The 20,833-nt window shown below is 53.7% G+C and carries 22 protein-coding genes and 1 pseudogene; 13 read left to right on the top strand and 10 right to left on the bottom strand.

What is annotated here, in order from left to right:
• Positions 1-94 precede the first annotated feature (94 nt).
• Together AAEZ05_RS11535 and AAEZ05_RS11530 are read right to left on the bottom strand one after the other, a co-directional pair.
• Positions 95-1,015 carry a hypothetical protein gene (locus tag AAEZ05_RS11535; RefSeq protein ID WP_350647469.1) on the bottom strand — a complete coding sequence of 307 codons (921 nt, stop codon included), beginning with the start codon at positions 1,013-1,015 and terminating at the stop codon, positions 95-97.
• Between the two features lies 1 nt (position 1,016).
• A complete protein-coding gene (locus tag AAEZ05_RS11530; RefSeq protein ID WP_350647467.1) occupies positions 1,017-2,114 on the bottom strand; it encodes a type IV toxin-antitoxin system AbiEi family antitoxin in 1,098 nt (365 codons plus the stop codon).
• A gap of 498 nt (positions 2,115-2,612) precedes the next feature.
• Here AAEZ05_RS11530 and AAEZ05_RS11525 point away from each other — a divergent pair, with 498 nt between their 5' ends.
• The 3 genes from AAEZ05_RS11525 to AAEZ05_RS11515 are packed head-to-tail and all read left to right on the top strand — an operon-like array spanning position 2,613 to position 5,185.
• Positions 2,613-3,257 (top strand): hypothetical protein, encoded by a 645-nt coding sequence (locus tag AAEZ05_RS11525; RefSeq protein WP_350647465.1) that lies wholly within the window; start codon positions 2,613-2,615, stop codon positions 3,255-3,257.
• A complete protein-coding gene (locus AAEZ05_RS11520) occupies positions 3,250-4,116 on the top strand; it encodes an ImmA/IrrE family metallo-endopeptidase (protein WP_350647463.1) in 867 nt (288 codons plus the stop codon). The genes AAEZ05_RS11525 and AAEZ05_RS11520 overlap by 8 nt, the downstream gene beginning before the upstream one ends.
• The gene (locus AAEZ05_RS11515; protein ID WP_350647461.1) at positions 4,109-5,185 is read left to right on the top strand and encodes a beta family protein; all 1,077 of its coding nucleotides are present in this window, start codon (positions 4,109-4,111) and stop codon (positions 5,183-5,185) included. The genes AAEZ05_RS11520 and AAEZ05_RS11515 overlap by 8 nt, the downstream gene beginning before the upstream one ends.
• Here AAEZ05_RS11515 and AAEZ05_RS11510 read toward each other — a convergent pair.
• The gene (locus tag AAEZ05_RS11510) at positions 5,144-5,731 is read right to left on the bottom strand and encodes a sce7726 family protein (protein ID WP_350647459.1); all 588 of its coding nucleotides are present in this window, start codon (positions 5,729-5,731) and stop codon (positions 5,144-5,146) included. The two genes, AAEZ05_RS11515 and AAEZ05_RS11510, sit on opposite strands and share 42 nt — an antisense overlap.
• 191 nt (positions 5,732-5,922) lie before the next feature.
• Here AAEZ05_RS11510 and AAEZ05_RS11505 point away from each other — a divergent pair, with 191 nt between their 5' ends.
• A complete protein-coding gene (locus AAEZ05_RS11505) occupies positions 5,923-6,462 on the top strand; it encodes a hypothetical protein (protein ID WP_350647457.1) in 540 nt (179 codons plus the stop codon).
• Between the two features lie 17 nt (positions 6,463-6,479).
• Here AAEZ05_RS11505 and AAEZ05_RS11500 read toward each other — a convergent pair whose 3' ends face one another.
• Both AAEZ05_RS11500 and AAEZ05_RS11495 read right to left on the bottom strand, forming a co-directional pair.
• Positions 6,480-6,686 (bottom strand): hypothetical protein, encoded by a 207-nt coding sequence (locus AAEZ05_RS11500; RefSeq protein ID WP_350647455.1) that lies wholly within the window; start codon positions 6,684-6,686, stop codon positions 6,480-6,482.
• 16 nt (positions 6,687-6,702) lie between these two features.
• The gene (locus AAEZ05_RS11495) at positions 6,703-7,110 is read right to left on the bottom strand and encodes a hypothetical protein (protein ID WP_350647453.1); all 408 of its coding nucleotides are present in this window, start codon (positions 7,108-7,110) and stop codon (positions 6,703-6,705) included.
• Between the two features lie 507 nt (positions 7,111-7,617).
• On the opposite strand from AAEZ05_RS11495, the pseudogene AAEZ05_RS11490 reads away from it, so the two are divergent.
• A pseudogene (locus AAEZ05_RS11490) lies at positions 7,618-8,226 on the top strand (histidine phosphatase family protein); the annotation flags it as partial.
• Positions 8,227-8,558: 332 nt separating this feature from the next.
• On the opposite strand, the gene AAEZ05_RS11485 reads toward AAEZ05_RS11490, so the two are convergent.
• Both AAEZ05_RS11485 and AAEZ05_RS11480 read right to left on the bottom strand, forming a co-directional pair.
• Positions 8,559-9,128: a hypothetical protein gene (locus AAEZ05_RS11485; protein ID WP_350647451.1), complete on the bottom strand. Its 570-nt coding sequence runs from the start codon at positions 9,126-9,128 to the stop codon at positions 8,559-8,561.
• Between the two features lie 57 nt (positions 9,129-9,185).
• The gene (locus tag AAEZ05_RS11480) at positions 9,186-9,659 is read right to left on the bottom strand and encodes a hypothetical protein (protein ID WP_350647449.1); all 474 of its coding nucleotides are present in this window, start codon (positions 9,657-9,659) and stop codon (positions 9,186-9,188) included.
• Positions 9,660-9,840: 181 nt separating this feature from the next.
• Here AAEZ05_RS11480 and AAEZ05_RS11475 point away from each other — a divergent pair, with 181 nt between their 5' ends.
• The 5 genes from AAEZ05_RS11475 to AAEZ05_RS11455 are packed head-to-tail and all read left to right on the top strand — an operon-like array spanning position 9,841 to position 17,564.
• Positions 9,841-10,098 carry a hypothetical protein gene (locus AAEZ05_RS11475; RefSeq protein ID WP_248094449.1) on the top strand — a complete coding sequence of 86 codons (258 nt, stop codon included), beginning with the start codon at positions 9,841-9,843 and terminating at the stop codon, positions 10,096-10,098.
• A 9-nt stretch (positions 10,099-10,107) separates the two neighbouring features.
• A complete protein-coding gene (locus tag AAEZ05_RS11470) occupies positions 10,108-12,519 on the top strand; it encodes a type I restriction-modification system subunit M (RefSeq protein ID WP_350647447.1) in 2,412 nt (803 codons plus the stop codon).
• Complete coding sequence (locus AAEZ05_RS11465; RefSeq protein ID WP_350647445.1) at positions 12,516-13,739, top strand: restriction endonuclease subunit S; 1,224 nt, start codon at positions 12,516-12,518, stop codon at positions 13,737-13,739. The genes AAEZ05_RS11470 and AAEZ05_RS11465 overlap by 4 nt, the downstream gene beginning before the upstream one ends.
• Complete coding sequence (locus AAEZ05_RS11460) at positions 13,733-16,846, top strand: type I restriction endonuclease subunit R (RefSeq protein ID WP_350647443.1); 3,114 nt, start codon at positions 13,733-13,735, stop codon at positions 16,844-16,846. Before AAEZ05_RS11465 ends, AAEZ05_RS11460 begins: the two co-directional genes overlap by 7 nt.
• Positions 16,836-17,564, top strand: coding sequence for a M48 family metallopeptidase (locus tag AAEZ05_RS11455; RefSeq protein WP_350647441.1), 729 nt, complete (start codon positions 16,836-16,838; stop codon positions 17,562-17,564). The genes AAEZ05_RS11460 and AAEZ05_RS11455 overlap by 11 nt, the downstream gene beginning before the upstream one ends.
• A gap of 180 nt (positions 17,565-17,744) precedes the next feature.
• Here the strand turns inward: AAEZ05_RS11455 and AAEZ05_RS11450 are convergent, their stop codons facing one another.
• Positions 17,745-18,023, bottom strand: a complete 279-nt coding sequence (locus tag AAEZ05_RS11450) for a hypothetical protein (RefSeq protein ID WP_350647439.1) — start codon at positions 18,021-18,023, stop codon at positions 17,745-17,747.
• A 4-nt stretch (positions 18,024-18,027) separates the two neighbouring features.
• Positions 18,028-18,405 (bottom strand): DUF1413 domain-containing protein, encoded by a 378-nt coding sequence (locus AAEZ05_RS11445; protein ID WP_350647437.1) that lies wholly within the window; start codon positions 18,403-18,405, stop codon positions 18,028-18,030.
• A gap of 180 nt (positions 18,406-18,585) precedes the next feature.
• Here AAEZ05_RS11445 and tnpA point away from each other — a divergent pair, with 180 nt between their 5' ends.
• Positions 18,586-19,011 carry an IS66 family insertion sequence element accessory protein TnpA gene (gene tnpA, locus AAEZ05_RS11440; RefSeq protein WP_350647435.1) on the top strand — a complete coding sequence of 142 codons (426 nt, stop codon included), beginning with the start codon at positions 18,586-18,588 and terminating at the stop codon, positions 19,009-19,011.
• 175 nt (positions 19,012-19,186) lie between these two features.
• Here the strand turns inward: tnpA and AAEZ05_RS11435 are convergent, their stop codons facing one another.
• Positions 19,187-19,642 (bottom strand): helix-turn-helix domain-containing protein, encoded by a 456-nt coding sequence (locus AAEZ05_RS11435; protein WP_350647433.1) that lies wholly within the window; start codon positions 19,640-19,642, stop codon positions 19,187-19,189.
• Between the two features lie 159 nt (positions 19,643-19,801).
• On the opposite strand from AAEZ05_RS11435, the gene AAEZ05_RS11430 reads away from it, so the two are divergent.
• Both AAEZ05_RS11430 and AAEZ05_RS11425 read left to right on the top strand, forming a co-directional pair.
• Entirely contained in the window at positions 19,802-20,197 is a 396-nt protein-coding gene (locus tag AAEZ05_RS11430; protein WP_350647616.1) for a DUF6957 family protein, read from the top strand.
• A 43-nt stretch (positions 20,198-20,240) separates the two neighbouring features.
• Entirely contained in the window at positions 20,241-20,711 is a 471-nt protein-coding gene (locus AAEZ05_RS11425) for a hypothetical protein (protein WP_350647431.1), read from the top strand.
• Positions 20,712-20,833 lie beyond the last annotated feature (122 nt).

Below are 20,833 nucleotides of genomic sequence, written 5' to 3'. Positions count from 1 at the left end.
TCCTGGCTTGCGTGCTCCGCTTGCTTTTCAGCATGGTGCTTAGACCAGGCCGCTAGCCGTTACGACCCAGCTGCCTGTTTTTCTGCGGTTTAGGCTAGTTATCAACTGGCCCAAGATCACGTTCAAGCAACTTCAGGAAATTTTCGATGAGGCCCGACGCGTAACGGGCCTCGGATACAAGTTCTTCGTCATCGGCCCCTTTTCCGAGCATAAACTGAGCATACGATTTAGGCCCAATCAGATCGTGCCCCTCTGTCTTCAGGGTGCTGCAGAATCTCTCTTTCAATGCGATCCGGCATGCCTTGACGGCCTCTGGATGCAGGCCAGAGTTCGCACGCGCAACAAATTGGCCCACTACATCTTCGAGAGTGCCGGCAAAGCGCATCACATGAATCAGGTCTCCCGAGTCTTTCTTCTCTGCGCGGCTGTGAAATGCCAAAGCTTTGAGGATGATGAATGCCGGGACGTCAGCGTAATGTACGGTCTCGATAGTAACGCCACGATCACCGAGCATTTCCGCCTCAATTTTTCTCGACGCGTACCAGTCATGCACAATTTCCATGTGCTCTACTGACAGTGCTGAAACATCCTCGCCATCGAGTGCAGCAATCTTGCTTGGTGGGCAGTCATCGGTTGAACCTCTGAGGAATTCAACCAAAACGACTTGCTTGGGAGAAATCTGATACTCCCACCGCCATGCTGTGTCCCAGCCATTTTTTGGATCAACCCATCGCTTGAATCCACGAGCCAGCAGTTGCTTGGACAGAGAAGTATATTTTCCGGATGCGAGCACGGAGAGATTAAGCGCAACGTCGACATCCGATGTACCAAAGTGGGCCGGCACATCTGGGTACTGTTCAGGCGTCAAATACCTCGGCACCAACCCGCCTACCAGGCGGATGGTATCCTTCAGTGAACCGAAGGCACTGAGGAGGGTGACGAGCACTTGCTCACAGGTATGTGTCTGTGCAGCACTGTATCCATCAGCCGACTGTGGTTTAGCTTCTACTGCCACATTACACCTTTAAGATATCTTCACGAAATTGGGCCGCAAGTTCTGCATTTCGTCCACGGCCATTTAAGAGGTCAAGGTATTGTATGAAAGGACTCGCAAACCAGGCTTGTTCATTGTGCGAATACTCTTGGAAGAGCTCACTAGCTCCTGAGCGCTCGACCAAAACAACGTTGGCACCTTTTTCGGCTGGTTTTAGACCAAGCTTTTCAGCAACTCGCTCAGCTTTTGTCGGTACTATGATTTCTGCAATATCGACATGAGTGAGTAGGGGTGACAGACGATTGGCAGCGATAGCGCCGGTGAATGCTACCGACAAACCATCTCGTTGATCACGACCATTCCAGCTCATATTTGAGGACAATTCCTCGACAAGCCTTTTGGGGTTTTGGCAGAAGAAATACCAGCGTGAAGTTTGCTGCTTGCGTTGTACCCATACTTCGGCCCAGGCGTCCAGTAGTTCGGTAGGCCTGATGAGCCGGCGAATTCGGTGCCGTCCTTCTCCTTGGGATTCTACCCAGCCAAGACGCTCAAGTTCTTGGAGCAAATTAGACACGGTAGCGCCAGATGTTTGGGAAAGCTCAACTACCTGCTGACCATGAAACCAGTCCCTATCCATATGAAGCAGAGTATGGATAATTTTCTCACGTGAACCTTTGAACACATCCACTTCTCGGAGTGTGCCTTTGGTCGCAGACTTACCTTTTTCGATGTTGACTAGCCAGTTTCGATGCTTGAAGAACAGTGTGCCACTGGCATCGAAGAAGCTCACCCCACGGTTTCTGAGTTCGTCACGCGCCCCTTTGCTGATGTGTTCGGCAAGGAAAATTGGCACCATGTCAGAAGCATTCCTCGTTCGGCTCTGATGCCCCTGCAGATCCCACAAGGCATCTTTGATGTCTCGTGGATACGCTTCTTTCTTGATGGAGAACACGAGACGCCAGTCGCCCTCGGGGGTGTTCAGGCGACCCGTGGCATCCGGCTCCCAAGGCTCACCTTTAGGATTGATGTTGATAGATGACAACGCTGATCCTGTGGCCTCCTCAATTGCCTCAGCGAAGGCGCTCATCAGCGGTTCATGCTTTTCGAGATCGTAATTCATTGCTACCCCTGCACCGAAAGCTTGGACGAACCTCCATCCATTTCTTAGCCCAAAGCTACGCTAGATTTTAAAAAAATCAATGCTTGATTCGGTTTTTGACCTATTTTTCCTGTACAGGGAATCAACCGAAATTAGGCCTTGATTCGGTATTTTGGCCATTTTCCTGTTCAGGAAATCAAGCGAATCGTGGCTTTGGTTCGGTGTTTCGGCTATTTTTCCTGTTCAGGAAATCAAGCGAAATTAGCCCTTGATTCGGCGTATAGCCTATTTTTCCTGTACAGGAAATCAAGAAAATCTAGATCGCGACCCAGGCAGCGCTGTGCCATGGTTGGGGAGGTTGAGTGAGCGTCTAGATGCCAATGGGATTTTGACGCCATAAGCCAAACGTTGAGGCCAACGATCATTGGTGGCATCATCTAGCCATCAGTACGGGGAGGGATTTCCACATGACGTCATTCGGACTAGCCGAGTGCTGCGCCTTGAGCGATGGGCGCGTTGATGAGTGAGCCAACGCTGAAGTGCCGCCATACGGGGCAGCAGGTGCCTTACCAGATCCACCAGGGCCTGGCACCTATGTACGTGTTCCAGCTGAACGAGCAATGGGACGCCGAGAAGCGTCAGATCCTGAGGCAGCTGATGGCGGATGTCCCTGCTGCCGCTGAAGACCCCAACGTGCTTTTCGATCAATTACCGGCGTATGGCCTTTCGGATTTCCATTGGAGCTGGCTGGATAAGGCCTTCGCCTTCCGTAGCGATGACTACCACTGGTTCTTCCTGAGTGCTCAGGGACGGATCCAGGCGACCTGCGTCATCTACCATCCCAAGGAAAGCCGCCTGGATGGTGAGCGCATTTTTTACATCGACTACGTCGCGTCCGCGTACTGGAACCGTGATCGACCGAACTACGTAAAGCAGTTTGGGAGCGTCAGCCGGATCCTGATCGCCCATGCCTCCCACTTCGCCATCAACCAGCTGGGCTACCGTCCAGGCTTCTGCTTGCACTCGCTGCCGACTGCGGAGGGGTACTACCGCTACCTGGGTATGATCGATTACGACGTTGATGCCGATAAAGAGAACCTGCGTTACTTCGAAGCGCCCCCTGAGATAGCTGGGAAGCTGGCAGGGGAGGCTCATCATGTCTGATGCTCCAGAAGGGCTTCCAGGCGACTTCGAGGTCTATCCATCCTCGCGGGGTGCTGCGGTTGAGTTCACGGCGGCTCTGTCCAGCCTGAAGAAAGCGCTGAAGCCGGCGGATGCCAAGACGCATGCGCGACCTGGTGAGGCGTATGACGACTTCATCATTCGGCTTGCCCTCAACGCGACCACCAACAAGGCGGTGCTCTATCGCAAAAATGACTCTGCGGAAGAGACCAAGATCCAGGCGTGGTTGTCGCTGATCGATGAGAAATCCAAGTTCACTGTACTGAGCCGGATGGTGCCTGCTTTCGAGGGCTTGAGTTCCTCTCAGCTCCGAGAGATCGCTCTCCTGAGCCTCAAGCCTGGAAATATCACCTCCTTGGTTGAAGTTCTGGCGGAGTCCTACGGGGTGCTCTTGGTGGTAGAGCCTGGCTTCAAGTCGATGAAAATGGACGGGTGCACATTCAAGTTGTCGCAGGGTACGCCAGTTGTTGGGATAGCGCTTCGTTACAACCGCTACGACAACTTCTGGTTCACGCTCATGCATGAACTTGCCCATATCCATAGGCATTACGACTATCTCGACAATCCAATCCTGGACGACCTTGAAGAAGAAAACGATTCTGATCGCGAGGTCGAGGCAAATATCATTGCTAAAGATAGTTTGGTCTCTCGCCAATACTGGCGGACGGCCTGGAATGTTAGGGCCGATAAAAAGCAGCTGCTGGATGTTTGCGTTAAGGCTGAAGTTCATCCGTCCATCATGGCGGGGATGATTCGCCACCAAGCTAAGAACTACAAGCTTTACCCTGAATTGCATCACTCTATGGACGTTAAAAGCGCTTTCGGGTTTGCCAATGATTAAATACTTTCCTTTTTTAAAGCTTAAGCAGAATGAGATCCAGAGTGTAGGGGTTTTGGATGGAGGGATTCGCGATCAAATCGCTCCGATGTATGACATTCCCCGAACGCAGAAAGTGATGGATGAAGCTGAGGTCATTGATCGCTTGAGGATTGCAGACAAAGAGCTAGGGAATGCTCAGGAAAAGGACATCAGTTACAAATTCTTTATCGATAACTTCGACGTCGACGACAGTGTCGATCTGGGCGGTGTCCCGCAGTACAGGGCCGTTCTTGCAACGCTGTCGAATTATCGGGTTATGCCAGTTTTGGCATTTGATCGGCATCCAGATCATAACGTCGCGGCGCTTGATTTCTTGAAGTCGCGACCAGGGACAGATGTCGGTATCCGTCTTCAGATGGTCGATATTGAAAGTTATAACCTCACAAAGAGTAATCTTCAGGCTCTTTGGGCAGACTTGGCTGTGGCCAAGCCGCAAACAGTAATCCTTTTGATTGATCTACGCATCATCGAGGATCCAGCCGACTCCAAGAGAAAAGTGGAAAGGTTTGTGGCTAGCTTTCAAGGTGACTTTCCAGATGCCAAAGTGGTTGTCTCTGGGTCGGTAGTGCCTGCATCTATCGCTGGGCTCCTGTCGACAAACTCCAAGGCTCACATTCCTCGGGAGGAGTACAAGCTGTGGCGGGCTCTGAGCTCAACACCGGACTTCAAGGAGGTTTTGTTTGGAGATTACGGCGTGGTCAGTCCAGAGTATTCAGACTTCGAAATGGAGCCCGAGTATATTAGTAGTCGGGCGGCGCCTAAAGTTTTTTACACCTATAGCGATAGCTTTTTCATTGCCCGTGGGCGACGGTTCAAAACTCACAAGTTTAGGCAGTATTTCGATATTTCTGATGTGATTGTGAATGAACTATTCTTTAGGCTGCGTACACCGCATTACTCATATGGGGAACAGTACATTCATGAGCGGAGCTACAAGGCTCCGGCAAGGTCGAAGAAGACAGGCAACCCAGGAACGTGGATTAAAAGCTCAACTGCCGCTCACATCACTTTCGTAGTTAACAACATTTGAGCGCCTTTCGATGAGGGCGCCTTGGATTCCTGCCAGGGCGTCGTCCCGACTCAGCTGGTAGCTGATTTGCTCAGCGATAGCGTCACGGTTGAAGGATTTTTTGAAGATCACTTGAGGGTGTGCGGTCGCAATTGCCGTCAACTCTGCCTTCCAGAGCATAAGAAGGGCATCTCTCTTGGAGAACATTGGGTTGGTGCCGGCCTTGCGGACATAACGCAAGATTGTCCTTTCTTTGCCTGGTGTGGCGAGAATAATGCCCCAATAGGCAGGGATCTTTTCCATTGCCCAACGCACATGGTTTTCTGTTGTTACCAAAGTCAGTTTGGGGAACGACCTTGAATAGAACTCCGACTGAGACAGAATCCGGCGAACGTTATCGGTCTCGCCTTTGATTTCATAGCAGTGCATCTCCCGATAGCAGGCAACTACGTCGGCAATGGCATTACCATTATCGATGGTGAGCTCTTCGAGCACGCGAGCAGGTTTAGGCGACCGCTTCATTAAGTGGTCAACTAAAGCGGTTCGGATTTCTCTATCTCTGAGCACTCAGAGCTCCAGGCGGGTACAAACGCAACATTTTAGCCTATGAAGCTCCCGATTGTGGAGTCCGCTCGCCTCTTCCTGAACACGTCCCGACCGATAGCGCTATGGTGCCATGGAAGGTCGATTCGGGCTGGAAGCGTTGGGGTGATAGCCTAGTGGAGCCTCGTCGCTACCATCCGCACCCGGAGCCCCACATGATCAACCTCAACCGCTTTTTTGCCTGGCTGTTTCCCGACCGCCGTCCCGACTGGGAGCAGAGGCGTGAGCGCGAGTTCATCCAGGCAGCGAACGGCTTAAAGACCCTCAGGGTGACATCAGAGGGGGGAATGTTTATCGACCCTGAAGAGCTCCGTGAGCAAATTGTCGCGGCACGTGAGCACTTGAAGCATCTTATCTACAAGCCAGGAGCGCCTAGCCTAGGATGCACTTCCAGGGTAGGCCAAGGAGCGCGTCCTGCCGTAGATGCTCCACAAGGAGCCCTGGACTGCATCGAGGTCGTGGCTTGGCGTCGGCTTACCAGCGGCGCGGCTGTGCGCTACACGTGTCTCCAGTGCATGAGCACAGGTCGATTCTTTGTCGCTGCAGCCAGCCTGTTCTCTGGGGGGGCGGAGAGTCTCCCGCCTTGGATCGACAGCAATACAAACAGGCACGTCGCTTGTGCCCTACAAAACAGCAAGCTCGACTGGTACGCGACTGTGGGTGAGGCTATGGATGCATGGGACGCAGCGCTTTGACGTCCGCGTAGTACGGCTCACTGACACCATGGGCCCCAAGATGGCGGATTCTCAATGATATCTATTGAGATGCTGAGCTCGTGTTGCATGTGCTCGAAGACTTTATCGAGACGGGGATGTGCTTTCGATTCTCGCAGTGCGTTCACTAGCTCCAGCAGCTCTCGGCCTTGGGCCACCGGCATCTGAATGTCGCAGTACACCGTGTCATCGTCGTCTTCTGCCATACCCGTAGCCCCCCCCTCAATCTGTTCCAGGTTTGTGTCTCGCGGCTCTATGTTGCTGGAGGTGCAGCATCTCTGCTTCCCATCTAGACAGGAACTTATCCCAGTCCGTGGCGTAAGGCCCTTCGACCACCCGTGTCGAACCGATGCTCGCCTGCTGGAAACGCTCCCTCCATGGCTGCGGAATGGTTAGTTCCAAGACTATGTTGATGCCGCAGTTGTGATGCTGCACTGGGACAGAGTCACGAACCCCTTTCAGCTCGAGTGGTTCAGCGGTTGAGGGCGTACCGGTTCGCTCTTGGGCGTCGAGCTCATCAAGGATGGCCAAGGTATCGGCTGCCTTTGGGTCACCTGGACAGAATCTGGCAATCTCCCAAAGGGCCCTCCGCTTGGCGCGCTCAAGCTTTCGGAGTTCAACGTTGGTCATTCCAGCCTCTTTCAGGTTGGTTGAAGCTGGCCTAGGTTAGTGGCGTTCCGCCGATGGCGGAGAGTTGTCGTGAACCGAGCCGTAGAAAGCCACGTCTCGGCCCTTCGGGCTGACATCCCGCACGCCTGCGCGCTCCGCTTGCCTGGTGCTCGAATGGCCAGGGTATCTGGCTCAGCAAACCTGGATTCTGAATGCGATTTCTAGTGGGTGCGGCGGGCGTTGTACTCAGCTCGCAGGAAGCCCACTTTTGCTACGACCTTATGCTTCAGATCCAGTCTTCTTCACGTAGACACATGTGCTCTCTCCAGTGAACGCAGTCGTTAGCACTAACCTAGCGCAAGGGTGTGTCCCAATCCAGCCCTTGAAGGACTGTCAACACCATAACCGACGTAGTGTCATCCGACGAGACGCGATTGACGATCACAGAAATCATTCCGACGCATTAGGCAAGAGCGCGCGGATATACTTAGCTTTACGTTTGATAAGCACTGGGCAGGTATTTGGTAAATGAAGCATGTCAGGCTGATCCGTCATGGAGAAAGCTCCGCTAACGCAGGCGAAGCCAGTCTGGATCACGCGAGCATTCCTCTCACGATGAAGGGTGTAGAACAAGCGCATTTGGTGGCCCGGTCGTTCAACCATGCTCCTGCTCTCATAGTCACCTCTCCGTTGTCTCGAGCGCAGACAACCGCGATGGCGACCGTAGCTGCGTTCCCTAGCACCCCGCTCGAAACCTGGCCGATTCACGAATTCACCTACCTCGAACCAGCGCGGTGTGCCAACACTACCGTTGCCCAGAGGCGAGATTGGGTGAAGACATATTGGGCCAAGTCAGACCCCGTGTTCACGGATGGTGCAGGTGCCGAGTCGTTCTTGGACTTCATATTCAGAGTTCAGTCCTTCCTGGGGCAACTTGCAAAGCATCCCGCCCAAGACATCGCGGTATTTTCGCATGGACAATTCATAAACGCCGTAGCTTGGCTGATCGACCGAAAGCCGCTGGTCATTGATGGGCGAGCCATGACGGACTGGCGTGAGTATGAAATCACCAACCACGTGCCCAACTGTGGTGGCTACATGCTTTCTAAATATCCTGATGATGCCGCTTTGAGAGTAAACCAGTCAGCCCGTGCAGAGCCGCGAATGGACGCAACTTGGCGCGTTCCAGGCAGAGCCTACCAAGCTGTTCGTAATCCTGAACGCGTGCTGATCGAAGAGCGGGCCAAGGCGCTCTCAAAGGCAGGGTATCCGCTGCCAGAGGATGACTCGGCTATGTACGCTGAGCAAAGACTGCGAGAGGCAAAAGCGGCTGTTCGGGTTCTTGTCGCAACTCCACCCCCCAACGTCCCAACCCACAAATAGCAATGGCATTTCTTTGGACTTCATTGAAGGCTCTTTGCCTTGTGTTTGGAAGTTAACGGGGTTTAGATATTCCCCAAATCTGGCGATTACAGCTGCCAACTGGCGGGGGCAAGCACGAGCACACCGGCCAGTGCGTCGAATGGGTTGCCCGGTATGTATTTACCGTAGGCTACTTCATAGTCAGTTCCCACTTGCGGTGCGTCCGGGCTGAAGCGGCTGAGCCAAAGTTTAATACCGTCATTAGACACGAACTGGGTGGGATAGGTCTTTCGCATCTCGGTGAGTTCGACGGGATCGAGCGTGGCCGGGACTTCGCGCCACGTGGGTTGGAGCTGGTCAGGATGAAAGAACATCAGTAGCTTCGGCCACTCCCCATATGCCAGGGCTTTGTCAGAGTCTGCGACATAGATCGGTTGATCTGTCGGCCACACATCTACCCCGTATTTGAGAATACTGTCCAATCGGTCGAGTGAAACACCGCGAAAATCGCAGAACAGCAAATTTTCACCGAGTGGATGAGTCTTTGCCATTTGCTGGAGTACGTCGTAAACGTCGATTTCCGGATTCTGCTGATTTACAGCACCATCGCAAACAACATGCCAAACGAGCACCGGTAGATTTGTCAGGGCGCGGATTTCAAATTGGGTAGTCGGCATTTGTGTGGCGTTCCTTGATAGGCACTGCGGGGAGCCTGGTCAATGCTGGAAATGGGATCACCAATCTGGCTCTGGCTCTGTACCCAAATGAATCGACATCACCAGCGCACGTCGGTAATGCAAAGGGGTGGCGTTCAACTCTAGGGACAAAAGCCGGTCGGCCACACAGGCCAAGGCGTCCATCCGCTCACGAGGTACGGCTATATACGCAATCAATCGTGTTCCACTTGCTGTCATAGACCCTATTCCTTTGGGGGGATCAATGTCTTGAGTCAATCGCGGGTCTGCATAGAGCTGGCACTCGACCTCTGGGTATTTGAAGCACTCAGGGTAGAGCACTTCGCCTTTTAACGTGAGGATCATGTGCTCATTATAATGACCTTCGTTAGCCCACGAATGATTAGGCACGGCTAGACTGAACGACCATGTAAAGTTCCACCCGGACAGCTTGATTTGATAAAGAGCCCTTTGCATTTCGAGCCTCGGGCGGCCTCGTCGAGCTTTGGATTTCGGATGGTTTGTTCTGGCCATGACGACCTCCATCTGACAGAGGGTCAGCATTCCGGCTGACCTCTAAAGCGTACGATTATAGTCGTGAGGGTAGAAGCGCTGCTTTCAACTCGTGGAAAAGCAAGCGGACGCCGCATGGTGGTTGCTCCTGATCTCCCACTTCACGACAATGCTGCACATTACCGAGCGCACGGAGGGCAGCATGGAACGGCAGTATCAAATAGGTAATGGCTACCTAGGTCACTCGAACGGCGCACTCATGGGCTTTCCAGGAGCTGCAGGCTGCACGCAGGGCGGTGCATTGCTCATCGCCAGACGAAACAACCCAGATTTGCCACGAAACCTCAGCCTTCCCAAGTCAATAGTGCATAAGCAGCCTTTGCAGACAATTCGCGCCTCGGATCAGGAGCAATACCTGGCCATTTCAACCTCCTTTCTCCCCCTTTTTCTAAGGCAGTAACTTACCCCCATGGCCATCAAAAAATCTGAACTCTATTCGTCCCTGTGGAAATCCTGCGACGAGTTGCGTGGCGGTATGGATGCTTCACAGTACAAGGACTACGTCTTGGTTCTGTTGTTCGTGAAGTACGTATCCGACAAGTACGCCGGCAACCACAGCGCCATGCTTGAGGTGCCGGTCGGCGGTGGCTTTGCCGACATGATTGCGCTCAAAGGCGACAAGGAGATTGGCGACAAGCTCAACATCATCATTCGCACCCTTGCCGAGGCCAACGGCCTAACCGGCGTGATTGATGTGGCTGACTTCAACGATGCCGAGAAGCTTGGCAAAGGTAAGGAGATGGTGGATCGGCTCTCCAACCTGGTCAGCATCTTCGATTCACCAGGCCTAAACTTCAAAGGGAACCGCGCTCAGGGTGATGACATCCTCGGCGATGCTTACGAATACCTCATGCGCCACTTCGCCACTGAGTCGGGCAAGAGCAAGGGGCAGTTCTACACTCCGGCAGAAGTCTCACGGATTATGTCCAAGGTCATCGGTATTAGCGGCGCCACCGACAGTACCCAGACCATTTATGACCCGGCCTGCGGCTCTGGCTCGCTGTTGCTGAAAGCTCACGACGAGGCCAAGCACGCCACTAACCTCGACCTGAGCATCTACGGCCAGGAAATGGACAACGCCACCAGCGCCTTGGCCAAAATGAATATGATCTTACACAGCTGCGAGACGGCTACCATCTGGAAGGACAATAGCCTCTCTGCACCGTACTTCGTCGAGGCCCACGGCCCGTTCAAAGGCAAGCTCAAGCGTTTTGACTTCGTCGTCGCTAACCCACCGTTCTCAACCAAAGCTTGGAGCAACGGCTTCAATCCGGCTGAAGATGAGTTTGAACGCTTCAACTTTGGTATCCCGCCGGAGAAGAATGGTGACTACGCCTTCTTGCTGCACATCATTACGTCGCTCAAGCACTCCGGCAAAGGTGCGGTGATTCTGCCCCACGGCGTACTGTTCCGTGGCGGTTCCGAGGGAGCTATTCGCCAGCGCATCCTGGAGCAGGGCTTTATCAAGGGAATCATCGGTCTGCCGGCCAACCTGTTTTACGGCACCGGCATCCCGGCCTGCATCATCGTGCTGGATAAAGAGCACTCCCACAGCCGCAAAGGCATCTTTATGCTGGATGCCAGCAAATGCTTCATTAAGGATGGCAACAAAAACCGCCTGCGCGAGCAAGACATTCACAAAATCGTTGACACCTTTACGCAGCAGCACGAAGTAGCCAAATACGCCCGCCTGGTGCCACTGGCCGAGATTGCCGCCAACGACTACAACCTCAACATCCCGCGCTATATCGATGCCAGCGTCGCTGAAGACCTGCAAGACATTGCCGCCCACCTGCAAGGCGGCATTCCCAACCGCGACATCGATGTGTTGGCCGCCTATTGGCAGGTTATCCCGGCGGTACGCACTAGCTTGTTTACTCCAGCGCGAGCCGGCTACAGCCAGCTGCAGGTGGCCATTGGCGAGATTAAGCCGACCATCTTTGCTCACCCTGAATTCACTGCCTTCAACCAGACCATCACCGATCTGTTCGAAGGCTGGAAGATCCGCAATCGTCCGCATCTGCACGCCATCGCAATTGGCGACAAACCCAAGGCTTTGATCGACAGTCTGGCTGAAGACCTGCTCGCCAGCTTCGCCCAAGCCCCGTTGCTGGATGCCTACGACGTGTACCAGCACCTGCTCGACTACTGGGCCACAGCGATGCAGGACGATCTCTATCAACTGGTCAGTGACGGCTGGCAGGCTCTAATTGTTGACGGTGCCAACAAAGGCCAACCGAACACCGATTTGCTGCCGCCAGAGCTGCTGATCAAGCGCTACTTCGCCACCGATGCCGCAGCAATCGAACAGCTGGAAGCCGCTCGCGACACCTTTAGCCGCCAGCTGGAAGAGCTGGACGAAGAGCAAGGCAGCGAAGACGGCCTGTTAGCCGAGGGTAAAACCGACAAAGGTAAACTCAGCGCCAAAAGCATAAAAGACCGCATCAAGGCGATCAAAAACGACCTGGATGCCTCCGATGAACGCGCCGCCCTTGAGCATTACCTCGCCGTGCTGGAGCAAGAAGCCGCCGCTGGGAAAAAAGTCAAAGAGGCGCAAAAGGCCCTGGATACTAAAGTCGCCAAGCAATATGCACAACTCAGCGAAGCGGATATCAAAGCCCTAGTGATTGAAGACAAATGGCTCGCGATCTTGGCCTTGGATGTACAGACCGAACTGGATCGTGTGTCCCAAGCATTAACTTCACGCATCCGCCAACTCGCCGAACGCTACGCCACGCCGTTGCCACAATTGACTCTTGAGGTCGAGGCGCTGGCAGCCAGGGTGAGCGAGCATTTAGCCAAGATGGGATTTGCGCTATGAGCGCGCATATTAGGCCGGGGTACAAGCTGACTGAAGCTGGGGTGATTCCGCAGGATTGGGAATCAGGAAGTCTTGGTAGATTCTGGGATGTCACAGACTGCAAGCACATCACCGCTGAGTTTGTGTCAACAGGTGGTATCCCTGTAGCGAGCATTCGCGAGGTACAAAGCAAATATATTGATCTCGATAACGCAAAGAAAACAACGGAAAAATATTATTTGTCACTGATTGAAGGTGGTCGTAAACCACAATCGGGCGACCTGATCATGAGCCGTAATGCAACTGTTGGGGAGGTTGCCCAAGTCGAAGAGTGGCATCCTCCTTTTGCGATGGGTCAAGATGTTTGTTTGTTAAGAAAGAAGTCGAAAAATTACTCAACCTCATATCTTCAAACAGTTTTCAAGTCCCCTGTGATCGTGAATCAGTTGACTAACTTGATGGTTGGCTCGACTTTCAAGCGTATAAACGTAGAGCAAATACGTAATTTTTCTGTGCCAATGCCCCCCGTCCATGAGCAGCGTGCCATCGGCGGCATCCTTTCCGACATGGACGCCCTGATCAGTGGCCTCGATCAATTGATCGCCAAAAAACGCGACATCAAACAAGCCACTATGCAACAACTCCTCTCCGGAAAACAACGCCTACCAGGGTTTAGCGGGGAGCGGGTGGTGAAGCGGCTGGGTGATCTGGCTAATATAAAAACAGGCAGTCGTAACAACCAAGATAAAGTTCAGGATGGTCAATATCCTTTTTTTGTACGTTCTGCAACGGTAGAGAATATTAATAGTTTCTCTCTCGACTGCGAGGCCATTCTCGTCCCTGGGGAGGGCAATATCGGTAGCATTTTCCATTATATAAATGGACGTTTTGATGTTCATCAGCGTGTTTATGCCATAACTCAGTTTGCACCCGACACGTCAGGAAAATTTGTTTACCTTTACATGACCATGCACTTTGGTGCGCATGCAATGCAGAACTCAGTAAAGGCAACGGTGGATTCACTCAGGCTGCCTACCTTTCAGAGTTTCGAAATCACTTTGCCTCCCAGTAAAGACGAACAATCCGCCATCACCACCATTCTCTCCGATATGGACAGAGAACTTGCGACCCTTGAAACCCGCCGCGACAAAGCCCGAGAACTCAAACTGGGCATGATGCAAGAGCTACTGACCGGCAGAATTCGGTTATCTCAAAGCTCGCAGGAGGCAAAGTTATGCTAACCGCAGTTGGCCAGATCGAACGTAAGACCCAAGACCGCGTGGTAGAGCTGTTCCAGCACACCCTCGGCTACGAGTATCTGGGTGACTGGGCGGATCGCGCCGACAACGCCAACATCGAGCAAGAACTGCTGCGTAGCTGGCTGACCAAGCAGGGGGAAGACGCCACGCTGATCACCCGCGCATTGTTCGAGCTGACCAAGGTGGCCGCCGATGCCAGCAAAAGCCTGTATGACCGCAACAAAGCAGTGTATGAGCTGTTGCGCTATGGGGTGCGGGTCAAGCCGGAGGTTGGCGAGAACACCCAAACGGTGTGGTTAGTCGACTGGAAAAACGCCGAAAACAACCACTTCGCGCTGGCCGAGGAAGTAACGGTCAGGGGCGCAGATGCCAAGGCAAGCTCCAAACGTCCGGATATCGTGCTGTACATCAACGGTGTCGCCTTAGCCGTGCTGGAGTTGAAACGTTCCCGCACGGCAGTCAATCAGGGTATTCGCCAGAACCTTGATAACCAGAAGCCTGAATTCATCCAGCCGTTCTTTTCTACCATGCAGTTGGTGATGGCGGGTAACGACACACAGGGCATGCGCTACGGCACCATCCAGACAGGAGAGAAGTATTTCCTGACCTGGAAGGAAGAAAGTCCAGTCGAGAACCTTCTGGATCGCCACCTGCAGCAGATGTGCAGCAAACGCCGTTTGCTGGAGTTGGTGCACGACTATGTGGTGTACGACAGCGGGGTGAAAAAGCTCTGCCGGCAGAACCAGTATTTCGGTGTGCGTGCAGCGCAGGATCACCTTCGCCGTCGTGAGGGTGGGATCATCTGGCACACGCAAGGCAGTGGTAAGTCACTGACTATGGTCTGGCTGGCCAAATGGATTCGTGAAAACATCCAGGACTCTCGGGTACTGATCATCACCGACCGCACCGAGCTAGATGAGCAGATAGAGAAGGTCTTCACCGGGGTTAATGAGCAAATTTACCGCAGCCAGAGCGGAGCTGACTTGATCGCCAAGCTGAACCAACCGGCGCCCTGGTTGTTATGTTCGTTGGTGCATAAGTTCGGCAGCCGCGAAGAAGACGATTCCGATAACCCGGATATCAAAGGTTTCCTTGAGGAGTTGCGTAAGAACCTGCCTGCTGATTTTCGAGCTAAGGGCGATATTTATGTGTTCGTCGATGAGTGCCACCGCACCCAGTCTGGCGAACTGCACAAAGCGATGAAGGCGATTCTGCCCAATGCGCTGTTTGTTGGTTTCACCGGCACGCCGCTGCTCAAGGCGGACAAGCAGAAGAGCATCGAGGTGTTTGGCGGTTACATCCACACCTACAAGTTTGATGAGGCTGTTAAGGATGGGGTGGTGCTCGACTTACGCTACGAAGCCCGCGACATCGACCAGAACATAACCTCACAGAAAAAGATCGATCAGTGGTTTGAGGCCAAAACCAAAGGCCTGAATGACTTGGCCAAGGCCCAGCTGAAGCAGCGCTGGGGCAGTATGCAAAAGGTGCTGTCGAGCCAGTCGCGGCTGGAGAAGATCGTCGCCGACATCATGCTCGACCTGGCCACCCGTGACCGCCTGGCCAATGGCCGGGGTAATGCCATGCTGGTCACCAGCAGCATCTTCGAGGCCTGCAAATGCTACGAGCTATTCGCCAAAGCCGGCATGGCCGATACCTGCGCCATAGTCACCAGCTACAAGCCATCACCAGCCGACATTAAGGGCGAGGCTACCGGCGAAGGGCTGACCGAGAAACTGCGTAAATACAACATCTACAACCAGATGCTGAATGGCAAAGACCCGGAAGTATTCGAGAAAGAGGTCAAGCAGAAGTTCATCAAAGAGCCAGGGCAGATGAAGCTGCTGATTGTGGTCGATAAGCTGCTGACTGGATTTGATGCACCATCAGCCACCTACCTGTACATCGACAAACAGATGCGCGACCACGGCCTGTTTCAAGCCATCTGCCGGGTCAATCGCCTCGATGGTGAAGACAAGCAATACGGCTACATCGTCGACTACAAAGATCTGTTCAAACAGCTAGAAAACTCAATCGGCGACTACACCAGCGGAGCGCTGGATGGCTTCGATAAAGCCGATGTCGCTGGCCTGCTGGAAGACCGTCTCAGTAATGCCCGTGACGACCTTGAGGATGCGCGTGAGACGATCAAAGCGCTGTGCGAGCTTGTTGATCGGCCAAGAGATACGCCGGCTTATCTACGCTATTTTTGCGGGACTGAATCGGGCAATGCCGAGCAACTAAAAGCCAACGAGCCACGCCGGCTAAACCTGTACAAGATGACCGCTACCTTGATTCGCTGCTTCGCCGCTGTGGCCAACGAGCTTGAAGAGGCAGGCTACAGTGCCAAGCAAATTGCCGAGATCAAAGAAGAAGTTGATCACTACAACAAAGTACGTGACGAGGTGAAGGTTGCCAGCGGCGACTACATCGACCTCAAGGCTTATGAGCCGGACATGCGCTTTTTAATCGACACCTACATCCGTGCCGAAGAGAGCGAGAAAATTTCGGCATTCGATGACATGTCGCTGATTCAGCTGATCGTCGAGCGTGGCATTGATGCGGTAGACGCGTTGCCCAAGGGGATTCGCGGCAGCCAGGAGGCCGTGGCAGAAACCATCGAGAACAACGTGCGTAAGCTGATCATCGATGAGTCGCCGATTAACCCGAAGTATTACGAGACCATGTCATCTCTGCTGGATGCCTTAATCGCCAAGCGCAAAGAGGACGCCATCAACTATCAGGAGTATTTGCAGGAGGTTGTGGAGCTGGCCAAGCAGGCCAAGAACCCCGGCAGTACCAATAGCTATCCTTCGACCATGAACACCGGGGCGCGGCAGGCGCTGTACGACAACCTGGATAAAAACGCTGGATTGGCACTGGCGGTCGATAACGCAGTAATGGCCAACCGTCAGGACGATTGGCGCAACAACGCCTTCAAGGTACGCAAGGTGCGGCTGGCGTTAAAAGAGGTGCTTGATGCAGCCGGCCACGATGCGGCAGAGCTTGTCGGCGAGTACCACGCGGGCGCGACTAATCAGGCCTTGGATAAACTGCTAGAACTGGTAACGAGCCAACGTGACTACTGACAGCCACAACATCACCGTCAGCGGCCTGAGCGTTGAGGTGGTGCGCAAGAACATCAAAAACCTACACCTAGGCGTTTATCCGCCCTTGGGGCGAGTGCGCGTGGCTGCCCCAACGACCGTCAGCGACGATGCTGTGCGCTTAGCAGTGGTTGGCAAACTCGGCTGGATCAAACGCCAGCGCGCCAAGTTTCAAGCCCAGCCGCGACAATCCCAACGGCGCATGGTCAGCGGCGAGAGCCATTACTTTATGGGTCAGCGTTATCGTCTGCGTGTAGTCGAAGGCAGCACACCGATGCGGGTCGCATTGCGGGGCAAGGCCTCGCTAGATCTGTTCGTGCGTCCGGAGACCAGTACGGAGCGACGTGAAGAACTGCTGCAAGCCTTCTACCGTGCCGAGCTGAAAAGCCTCATCCCCGCGCTGCTAGATAAATGGCAGCCGATCTTGGGGGTTGAGGCGTACGCTTGGGGCATCAAGAAGATGAAAACCAAGTGGGGCACCTGCAACATTGCAGCCCGCCGCATTTGGCTTAATCTTGAACTCGCCAAAAAACCTATCCAGTGCTTGGAATACATCCTCGTCCACGAACTCCTGCACTTGATCGAACGCCACCACAACGACCGCTTTCGCGGCCTGATGGATCAGCATTTGCCGCAATGGCAGGCGCGTCAAGATGAGCTAAATAGCTCATTATTGGCCGATGAGCGCTGGGATTATTAAATAACTGCTTACGCAGATTTGCCTGAGCCAGGTGCCTTATCACAAACCCTAAGACAGTTACTGTGGGTTGCCAGCTTGCGGCGATGATCAGAACGACGGGCGGACATCCAAGACATTATTAATGGTCGCGGTGGGGGAAGGCAGTAACCCACCGGCCAAGTCATGCACTGCTTGGTAGCATCAAACTATATTTCGCTGTTTCATGCGTTCGAGTAGTACATCAGGATGAATCCGATAAACGCCATCACTGACCCGAAGAGTCAGCTTGCGGTAATGCGGGCTATGGGTACCGCTATTCATCTCGGAATTGGACAGAAAGCAGCCGGTGGTGTTCTTGGGTTCGTCTGCAAAAAAGTCGATGAATTCTTGACGAGTGACAAGCTGGCCTTTCCCCAGCAAACCGTCAATCGACGCATCAAGGAATCGATCTGCAAGCGAAATGTCGATCAATGTAGTCATTTTCTTACTCTCCTGAATTAATTGAACGGCGGTAGATGGCTTTGTTACCGCTGTTTCGTGTGACCCAAGCGGCCAAGCCGGCTTGGTCTACTTGTTTACGGAACGTTTTGCCGAAGGATTTCCGGTCACCAGTCGTCATCGATTGCCAGATGTCGTTCGGTATCACATCCTCGACTAGAAAAGTCTCCCCGTGAGGCACCTTTTCCACAGCCTTCAGGGTGACCTGGATAGCATTCACCAGATCGACAGATTCGGCTTCAGGCTGATCCAAGGCAGCCGCAAGTAGGCCATTCAGCACGTCCTCAGCTGTACTGTTCGAGCTGCTGCTGCGGTCTAGCAGTGCAGCTAACAAATCGTCACGAATCTCCACAGTAATTTTCATGAGTTCTCTCCTTTTGACTGCATTTTATTTAGGAGGAGTATGCGGTATGAAGCCCTGGAAGTAAAACCTTTGCTAAGGAGAGAAAAGGTTTTCTGGTTTATGCCGAATTAGCGAAGAGCACATTTGTACCCTTCAGCACATTCTACTGCGCAGGTTTAGGAGCCGGGTCGCCGAGCGCATATGAAAGTACCCGCCACACTCACTGCCCGGCGTGCATTCTGGGCTGAGCATGTCCAGGCATGGCGCGACAGCGGGCTGACGCAAGTCGCCTACTGCGAGCAACACCAGCTCAACGCCAAATCTTTTGGTTATTGGTTTCGAAGTCGCGAGCTGCAAAATGAGACGCTGACGTTGGTACCCATCACCGTACATGAACCCGCTCAAACAAGTGACCAGCGGCGACGACACCCAAGCGGCTGGGAGATGGTGTTTCCTCGCGCGGTGGAGTCGGCGTGGTTATTGGCCATTCACTGTGAGTGTTGCTCGCCAAGCGGCAGTTCGATAGTCACCGACGCTTCCTTCAGCCTTTTGGGTCGAATCCTGTGGGCGGTTTTGAATGAGCAGCCTCCTGGCTCGGCCAAATTCTTTTCTAAAGCAGACAAATAGCTGGGCTCGCATTACTCACCTTCAAGCGCACATTCCTGAGACGCTGGCGCCGAGGGATCAGTATCATCCGCACCGTGCTTTGATCAGTATCTCAGCTATCGACCTGTTTCCCATGTGACCAGGCGGAGCATAAATACCTCCAGACAAAACCACGTCGCAGGCGGTGATCTGAGGGTTAACCATCTATGTGCCAAAGTCGCCCAACGGTGCTTGTTGGTAATCCCAGCTTCCGGGAAACCTCCATTTGAGTAAGCCCCGCCTCCCTCAGCTCGCGAATCGCCTTGAGCTTTTCTTCTGCAGTAATCTTTCTTGGCGGAGTGAGCTTTTGAGGTTCTCCAGGTAGCTCCTCATCGAGAACACCCACTAGCTCTAACTCTGCAAGCGCATCCGTTAAGGCTGCGCGTGCCGTTTTGCCCTCACTGGCTGCTGTTATCAGCGCAAAGAACGACAGTGGTGTTAAGCCCAGTGCCCTAGCTAGGTCGGCACTCAGGTCGACGCTGGCTGAAGTCGTCGACGCCTCCAAGCGGCTTATGTGGCCTTGGTCGGTCTGGGTTTGGAGCTCCGCTTGCGATAAGCCGCGCCTAACTCTCAGCCACTGCAGCGTTGCTGCGTATGCCTTGCGCAAAGACATCCAAGCAATCCTTTCCAAAAAGGAGACGGTATGCCGGGTTTGATCGTTCCCACTCAAATGTATATAGTCATGGTCGTGGGAATTCGTGGATCGTCATAGGGTGGTTAGCCTATGTGGCTCGCCCTGAATTCCTCTTGTCGTCACGAGGATCAGCAATTTATGAGTAATTCCTCAGAGCATGAGCTGCTCCGGGAGGGTGAGATCTCGTCCTACGGAACAGAACTGTCTCAAATCGAAATTGAGGCATTAGTGGCGGATCGCTTCGGTCGAAAACCATACTGCCTGGTCGAGGATTGGCTCATTTTTCACGTGGACGAGCCTCCTGAGTCGCTTGCCAGGGTGCGTGCGACAGGCCTGCTGCCGATCTTCATGTACGCCCATTGCGTCACCTACGACAGCCTGGGGCGGTTCCCACCTGGCGGATGGGTACGGTCGACTTTGTGCAAGACCTTCGACGACGTGTGCATGTTCGAGACCCGGAACACGGTGTACGTGCTTATGGGCCAGGGGCGTGAGATGACCGCCTCGCTGAAGACAATATTCGGCTTATGTTAATCGCGGGCGCCGCTAGGCGGGCCTGCTCCACACGAGATACATGATGTTCAGAATTAGCATGCAAGACCAAGCTGGCCTCGTTGGGATGTTTGGGGATGGGCTTACCCATTTTCACGCCATGTCACGATCCTTGGCCACGCATTGGTATCACGTGAGCCTCAAGCGTCGACACGAGGGGCGGCTCGTGGCTTACGAAGAGATGCTGAATGATGAACCGCGCCTAGTTGAGCTGTTGGTTGCCCAGGATGAGAGCCTAGTGGTTCAGGAAGTCCAGGTCGTCACGCCGAGTTGGATGAACAAAGGCTCGGGCTGGAAGATGGAAAAACTGACGTCGCTGTCGATGGGGTTCAATCAGGTGGAGGTGCCGATCTGCGTCCTAAAGGTCGAGGGTGGCGCTGTGTATGTTGACACCCATCAGCGTGATCTAGATGTCGCGTCCCTAAAGTGTCTGAAGGAGCTATACCGGCGCAGCGTTCCGGCAGCCGTGTCGAATTCTGAACTGGGGGTTTTGTAGTCATGTCAGAGATCAACACGGTCGCAGTAGATCTTCACGTGAAGCTGCGCATTCCACGCCATCCGGCCACCCAGTCCACCAACATCCGGCCACTCGTTCCACGCTCATCCGGCCAGGCAGTC

Source organism: Pseudomonas sp. HY13-MNA-CIBAN-0226 (assembly GCF_040310305.1).
Classification (GTDB): domain Bacteria; phylum Pseudomonadota; class Gammaproteobacteria; order Pseudomonadales; family Pseudomonadaceae; genus Aquipseudomonas; species Aquipseudomonas gregormendelii.
The sequence above is the reverse complement of the archived record's forward strand: the minus strand, read 5'-3'. Positions and strand labels throughout refer to the sequence as shown.